This is a genomic window from Streptomyces sp. NPDC001002, assembly GCF_053599215.1.
In genome coordinates, this window is the sequence record NZ_JBSFLV010000111.1 from 23,503 (window position 1) to 30,267 (window position 6,765).

General features: G+C 72.8%; 4 protein-coding genes. All 4 read left to right on the top strand.

Annotation, left to right across the window (positions count from 1 at the left end; all coding sequences use genetic code 11):
- The first annotated feature begins 42 nt into the window (after positions 1-42).
- Positions 43-915 (top strand): helix-turn-helix transcriptional regulator, encoded by an 873-nt coding sequence (locus ACWDR3_RS35440; RefSeq protein ID WP_450356672.1) that lies wholly within the window; start codon positions 43-45, stop codon positions 913-915.
- A 57-nt stretch (positions 916-972) separates the two neighbouring features.
- Positions 973-2,229, top strand: coding sequence for a hypothetical protein (locus ACWDR3_RS35445; RefSeq protein ID WP_450356673.1), 1,257 nt, complete (start codon positions 973-975; stop codon positions 2,227-2,229).
- Positions 2,230-2,277: 48 nt separating this feature from the next.
- Positions 2,278-3,042 (top strand): TIGR03936 family radical SAM-associated protein, encoded by a 765-nt coding sequence (locus ACWDR3_RS35450; protein WP_450356674.1) that lies wholly within the window; start codon positions 2,278-2,280, stop codon positions 3,040-3,042.
- A gap of 273 nt (positions 3,043-3,315) precedes the next feature.
- Positions 3,316-6,765: Rne/Rng family ribonuclease (locus ACWDR3_RS35455; RefSeq protein ID WP_450356675.1), on the top strand; the 3,450-nt coding region annotated here is incomplete at its 3' end.

A 6,765-nucleotide genomic window follows, 5' to 3' on the forward strand; every position in this document is an offset into this window, starting at 1 on the left:
CAGTACCAGGCACACGGGACGGGACGCGCGGACACTGGAGACATGGTCGACAACCCCGGCAACGAACTCGGTGCCTTCCTGCGCTCCCGTCGTGCCGCCCTCGATCCGCACGAGGCCGGGATGCCCGACGACGGGCGGCTGCGCCGGGTGCCCGGGCTGCGGCGCGAGGAGCTGGCCCAGCTCGCGCACGTCAGTGTCGACTACGTCGTACGGCTGGAGCAGGGACGTACCCGGCGGGTCTCGCGGCCGGTGCTCGACGCGCTCGCCGCGGCCCTGCGACTGGCGCCGGACGAACGGGACTACCTGTTCGCCGTCGCGGACGTCACCGACGCCTCCGCCTCCGGTCCCGCGCGGCGACGGGCCGTGCGTACGGAAGTGGCGCCCCGGCTGCGCCAGTTGCTGGACACCATGCCCGACGTACCCGCGATGATCCTGAGCCGGCGGATGGACGTACTGGCCTGGAACCGCGGGGCCGCCGCCCTGTTGACCGACTTCGGTGAACTGCCCCTGACCGAGCGCAATCTGATCCGGCTGACCTTCCTCGACGACGACTTCCGGGCCCTGTACGGGGACTGGCCGCGGGCCGCCCGTGAGTGCGTCGCCGTGCTGCGCATGGAGGCCGGACGCACACCGCAGGACCCCGCGCTGGCCGCGCTGGTCGGTGAACTCGGCGTCCGTGACCCGGACTTCCGCGTCTGGTGGGCCAGCCACCAGGTGCGCGGGCCGCGTCAACTCACCAAGGTCTACCGCCACCCCGTGGCCGGCACCCTCACCCTCGACGTCCAGCAGTTCTCCGTCGACACCCATCCCGACCAGCAACTGGTCGCCTACACGGCGGAACCCGGCTCGCCGTCCTACGAGGCCCTGCGCTTCCTGTTGCAGTGGTCCTCGGCGCGCACCGACACCAAATCGTGAGCGGGCCGACCGGCCGACGAGCGCATCCGTAGCGGGGGCCAATGCGTCTAGCTCGGTATGGACCTGGACAAGTTCCCCGCAGAACGGCCCGCGCGGCAGACGCCCGAGGGGTGTCTCGTCGTGGCGATACGCCTGCCCGTGCGGATCATCGCGCTGGTGCTGATCGTGCCGGCGCGGATGGTGTGGGACGCGCTCGTCGTCGCCTGGCGGTTCCTGACGGACACCGTGTTCCGGCCGGTGGGACGGGCACTGGAGTGGCTCGCGCGAGCCGTCTTCGTCTGGCCCTTCGTGGCGCTGTGGCGGTACGGGATGGTGCCCCTGGGGACGGCGCTGGGGTGGTTGTTCGGCGTACTCGTCGTCGCGCCGGCGACGCTTGTGTGGGACGCGCTCGTCGTCGCCTGGCGGTTCCTGGCCGACAGGGTGTTCCCGCCGGTGGGGCGGGCGTTGGCGTGGCTGGCGCGGGCCGTCTTCGTCTGGCCGTTCGTGGGGCTGTGGCGGTACGGGGTGGTGCCTCTGGGGAAGGCGCTGGGCTGGCTGTTCGGTGTGCTCGTGGTGGTGCCCCTCACGTGGCTGTACGAGTACGTGCTGACGCCGGTGGGGCACGGCCTCGCCTGGCTGACGCGGAGCTTCGGGGCCGGGCTGATGTGGTTCTACGCGCGCGTGCTCACGCCTGTCGGGCACGGTGTGCTGTGGGTCGCGCGGGGCGTGGTGTGGGTGGTCACGCCGCTCGGGCGGGCGGTGGTGTGGTGCGCCAAGGGGCTCGCGTGGCTCGCGAGCACGATCGTCACCGGGATAGTCCGCGGGATCGGCATCGCGCTGTCGGCGATCGGCGTCGGGCTGTACTGGATCGCGCGCGTGCTGTTCGTGCTGCCCGCACTCGCCCTCTGGCAGTGGGTGCTCGTGCCCGTCGGGCACCTGCTGGCCGTCGTCGGGCGCGAGGTGGCGGACGCGGTCGGGCACGGGTGGCGGGTCGCGTCCCGGATCTCGCTCGCCGTCGGACGGTTCCTCGGCACCCTCTTCCGGTGGATCTTCGTCGAGCCCGTGCGGTGGGTTTACCAGACCGTGCTGACACCGGTCGGGCACGTCGTCCGGGACGCCGTGGTGCGGCCCGTGGCCGAGGTCGCGCGCACGGTGGGCCGGGCGAGCAGGGAGGCGCTGACGGCCGCCCGCGAGTCGGTGCGGCAGGCGCGGGCCGACTTCCGGCGGATGCTCTTCGGGGAGCCCGCGCCCGTCGAGATCGTCGGCGCCCGGGAACCGTCGGCGCCCGAGACACGTACTCTAGGTAGCAGTACGACCGCACTCACGAAGGACTGAACGACACTGGGCAAGCGACAGCCCGAAGGCCCGCCTCCCGCACCCGCGGTGCAGCGCATCCGACTGCGCTACACCAAGCGCGGCCGCCTCCGGTTCACCAGCCATCGTGACTTCCAGCGCGCCTTCGAGCGTGCGTTGCGCCGTGCCGAGGTGCCGATGGCCTACTCGGCGGGGTTCACGCCGCATCCGAAGGTGTCGTACGCCAATGCCGCACCCACCGGCACGGGCAGTGAGGCGGAGTACCTGGAGATCGCGCTCACCGCGGCGCGCGATCCGGAGAAACTGAGAGCGCTGCTGGACGAGTCGATGCCCACCGGGCTCGATGTCGTGGACGCGGTCGAGGCCCGGACCTCCGGGCTCGCGGACCGGCTCACGGCTTCCGTGTGGGAGCTGCGGCTGGACGGCGTGGATCCGGCGGAGGCCGAGCGGGCCGTCGTCGCGTTCAACGCCGCCGGTGCGGTCGAGGTCCAGCGCATGACCAAGAACGGCGTTCGAACCTTCGACGCGCGCTCCGCGGTCGTACACTTGGAAACGCACAGTTCGCAGGCTGATAGGCCGACGGACCAGCCCTGTGCGATACTGCGGCTGGTTGTTCGGCACGTGACGCCTGCCGTACGACCCGACGACGTCCTGTCCGGTCTCCGCGCCGTGGCCGACCTGGCGCCGCCGGTCCCCGCAGCGGTGACCAGGCTGGCGCAGGGGCTGCTCGATGAAGAGACCGGCACGGTGACCGACCCGCTCGCGCCCGACCGCGAGGCTGCGACGGCTGTATCCACGGCCGATCCCGCTGCCGCCGCGAAGGCGCCGGTGTAAGGAAGGTCCCGCGAAGGACGGACGTCGTAGCGCCGCCCTCGTACTCGGGAGCCACCTGGGTCGGGCAGTGCACTGACCACAAGACTTTCGCCAGGCCGTACGCAACATGGCGTGCGGAACCGGCGAGACAGGACACTAGAGAGTTCCCGTGCGGCGCCCGCGCCCCGGACGGCGGCACCGCGCATCGCGCGAGCCGCGGACGTCAGCGGTGGTCGATGCCATCGACACCGGACCAGGTGCGGCGCCCGGGAGCCTGACGGGAGAAACGCCCGCATGCTCGAACCGACCGAACCCACCGAGGGTTCCGAACAGAACACCCCCAGCGACACACTGCCGCCGCGTCGTCGGCGCCGTGCCGCTTCCCGACCAGCGGGTCCGCCGGTCGGCGGTGCCGCCGAGGCACCGGAAGACGTCGTCGCGCCGGCCATACCGGCCGAGGACGACGAGAAGGTCGACGAGACCCTTGAGGTAACGGCGGCCGAAGAGACCGACGAGACCGAAGAGTCGGACGAGGCCGCCGTTGCGGAAGCTGCCGTAGAGACGGAAGCCGCCGCAGCGGAAGCCGCGCCCGCCGGTCGTACCCGTCGTCGTGCGACCCGCCGGGCCTCCGCGCCCGCCGGTGCGCCCGTGACCGCCGAGGTGGCCGAGACCGTGGTGCCCGCTGTCGTCACGGAGACGGCCGAGGCCGCTGTTGTGGCGGCGCCGGAAAGCGTCGACGAGGCGGACTCCGACGAGGACGCCGCTCCGCGCCGTACCCGTCGTCGTGCCACTCGCCGGGTGTCCGCGCCCGCCGGTGCGCCGGTGGCCGCCGAGGCCGCCGAGACGGTCGTGCCCGCCACGACTGTTGCTGCGCCCGCCGTCGAGGAGGCTCCCGCAGCCGCCGAGGCCGTGGTCGAAGAGGCTCCGGACGCCGGTCGTCCCCGTCGTCGCGCCTCGCGCCGGGCCTCCGCGCCCGCCGGTGCGCCGAGCGCGGACACCGCGGCCGAGGTCATTGTCGAGGCGCCCGCCGCCTCCGCCGAGGCCGCTGCCGAAGCCCCCGCCGCCGCCTCTGCCTCCGCCGACGAGGACGCCGCTCCTCGTCGTACCCGTCGTCGCGCCACCCGCCGGGTGACCGCGCCCGCCGGTGGGCCCGCCGAGGGCGAGGTGGCCGAGTCGGTGGAGACCGCCGCCGCGCCCGCCGCCGCTCCCGTGAACGGGCGTGACGCCGAGGCCGCTGCCGTCGAGGCGTCTGCCGCCGAAGCGCCTGCCACTGCCACTGCCACTGCCCCCGCCTCCGCCGACGAGGACGGCGGCCCCCGTCGGGCCCGTCGCCGGTCCGCCCGTAAGGCCGCCGGTGGGTTCGCCGCGCCCGCGGCTGCCGCCGCCGACGCGAGCCAGGGCGACGAGGACGAGGCACCGCGCCGGCCCGCGCGACCCGCGGTCGCCGTGTTCCAGGCGCCCGTGTTCACCGAGCCCAGGTTCCAGACGCCCGAGCGTGCCGCGGCCCAGGCCGCCGCCGAGGCCGCGGACACCGACGAGGCCGACGAGATCGACGAGCAGCCCGCGGAGCGTGTGGAGCGCGTCGAGGAGACGCCCGCCGCGCCGCGCCGCCGTCGTCGTGGCCGCGGTGCCGCGTTCGCCGAGGAGACCGAGCCGCGGCCCGTCGAGCCCGTCGTCGAGGACGAGCCGGAGGAGGCCGACGAATCGGCCGAGGACGCCGTCGACGACGACGAGTCCGAGGACACCGGTTCGCGCCGGCGCCGTCGCCGGGGCGGCCGTCGCCGTCGGCGCGGTGAGCTGGCCGAGGCCGGTGGCGAGGACGACACGGACGAGTCCGACGAGCCCGCCGCCGCGCACGACACCGACCAGACCGACGAGGACGACGACGAGTCCGACGACGAGGCGCAGGGCGGCGAGTCCGGCGGCTCCAGCTCCAGCAGCCGTCGTCGCCGCCGGCGTCGCAGGCGTGCCGGTGACAGCGGCACGGACAACGAGCCCACCGAGGGCGACCCCGAGCGCACGGTCGTCAAGGTGCGCGAGCCGCGCAAGCCGTCCGAGCCGTCCGACGAGGTGCAGTCCATCAAGGGCTCCACGCGTCTGGAGGCCAAGAAGCAGCGCCGCCGCGAAGGCCGTGAGCAGGGGCGCAGGCGCGTCCCGATCATCACCGAGGCCGAGTTCCTGGCCCGCCGCGAGGCCGTCGAGCGCGTGATGGTGGTCCGCCAGTACGGCGACCGTACGCAGATCGGCGTCCTGGAGGACGGCGTGCTCGTCGAGCACTACGTCAACAAGGAGCAGGCCACCTCGTACGTCGGCAACGTCTACCTGGGCAAGGTCCAGAACGTGCTGCCGTCGATGGAGGCCGCCTTCATCGACATCGGCAAGGGCCGCAACGCCGTCCTGTACGCCGGTGAGGTCAACTTCGAGGCGCTGGGCATGGCCAACGGGCCGCGCCGCATCGAGGCCGCCCTGAAGTCCGGCCAGTCCGTGCTCGTCCAGGTGACGAAGGACCCGATCGGACACAAGGGCGCGCGTCTGACCAGCCAGGTCTCCCTCCCCGGGCGCTACCTCGTGTACGTCCCCGAGGGCTCCATGACCGGCATCAGCCGCAAGCTGCCCGACACCGAGCGGGCCCGGCTGAAGACCATCCTCAAGAAGATCGTCCCCGAGGACGCGGGCGTCATCGTGCGCACCGCCGCCGAGGGCGCGAGCGAGGACGAGCTGCGCCGCGACGTCGAGCGGCTGCAGGGTCAGTGGGAGGACATCCAGAAGAAGTCGAAGAACGGCGGCAGCTCGAACGCGCCGACGCTCCTCTACGGCGAGCCGGACATGACCGTCCGGGTCGTCCGCGACATCTTCAACGAGGACTTCACCAAGGTCGTCGTCAGCGGCGACGAGGCGTGGGACACCATCCACGGCTACGTCTCGCACGTCGCCCCCGACCTCGCCGACCGGCTGTCGAAGTGGACCTCCGAGGTCGACGTCTTCGCCACGTACCGGATCGACGAGCAGCTCGCCAAGGCCCTGGACCGCAAGGTCTGGCTGCCCAGCGGCGGTTCGCTGGTGATCGACCGGACCGAGGCGATGGTCGTCGTCGACGTCAACACCGGCAAGTTCACCGGTCAGGGCGGCAACCTCGAAGAGACCGTCACGCGCAACAACCTGGAGGCGGCCGAGGAGATCGTCCGCCAGCTGCGGCTGCGCGACCTCGGCGGCATCATCGTCATCGACTTCATCGACATGGTCCTGGAGTCCAACCGGGACCTGGTGCTGCGGCGCCTGCTCGAATGCCTGGGCCGGGACCGTACGAAGCACCAGGTCGCCGAGGTGACCTCGCTGGGGCTCGTGCAGATGACCCGCAAGCGGGTCGGACAGGGTCTGCTGGAGTCCTTCTCCGAGACCTGCGTCCACTGCAACGGGCGCGGTGTCATCGTGCACATGGAGCAGCCGAGCTCCGCCGGTGGCGGCGGCAAGCGCAAGAAGCGCGGGCGCGGCGGCGACGGGCACACCCACGAGCACGAGCACGAGTCCGCGGGCACCGTGGACACGCACGAGGAGACCGAGGCCGAGGTCGCCGCCGAGGTGGCCGAGCCGATCGCGCTCGACGGGCCCGCGTTCACGCCCGACGAGGAGCTCTACAGCAGCGTCGCCGAGGCGGAGGCCGCGGTCTTCTTGGTGGCGGTCGTCTTGGTCGCGGCCTTCTTCGCCGTGGCCTTCTTGGCCGTCTTCCGGGCCGTCTTCTCGGCC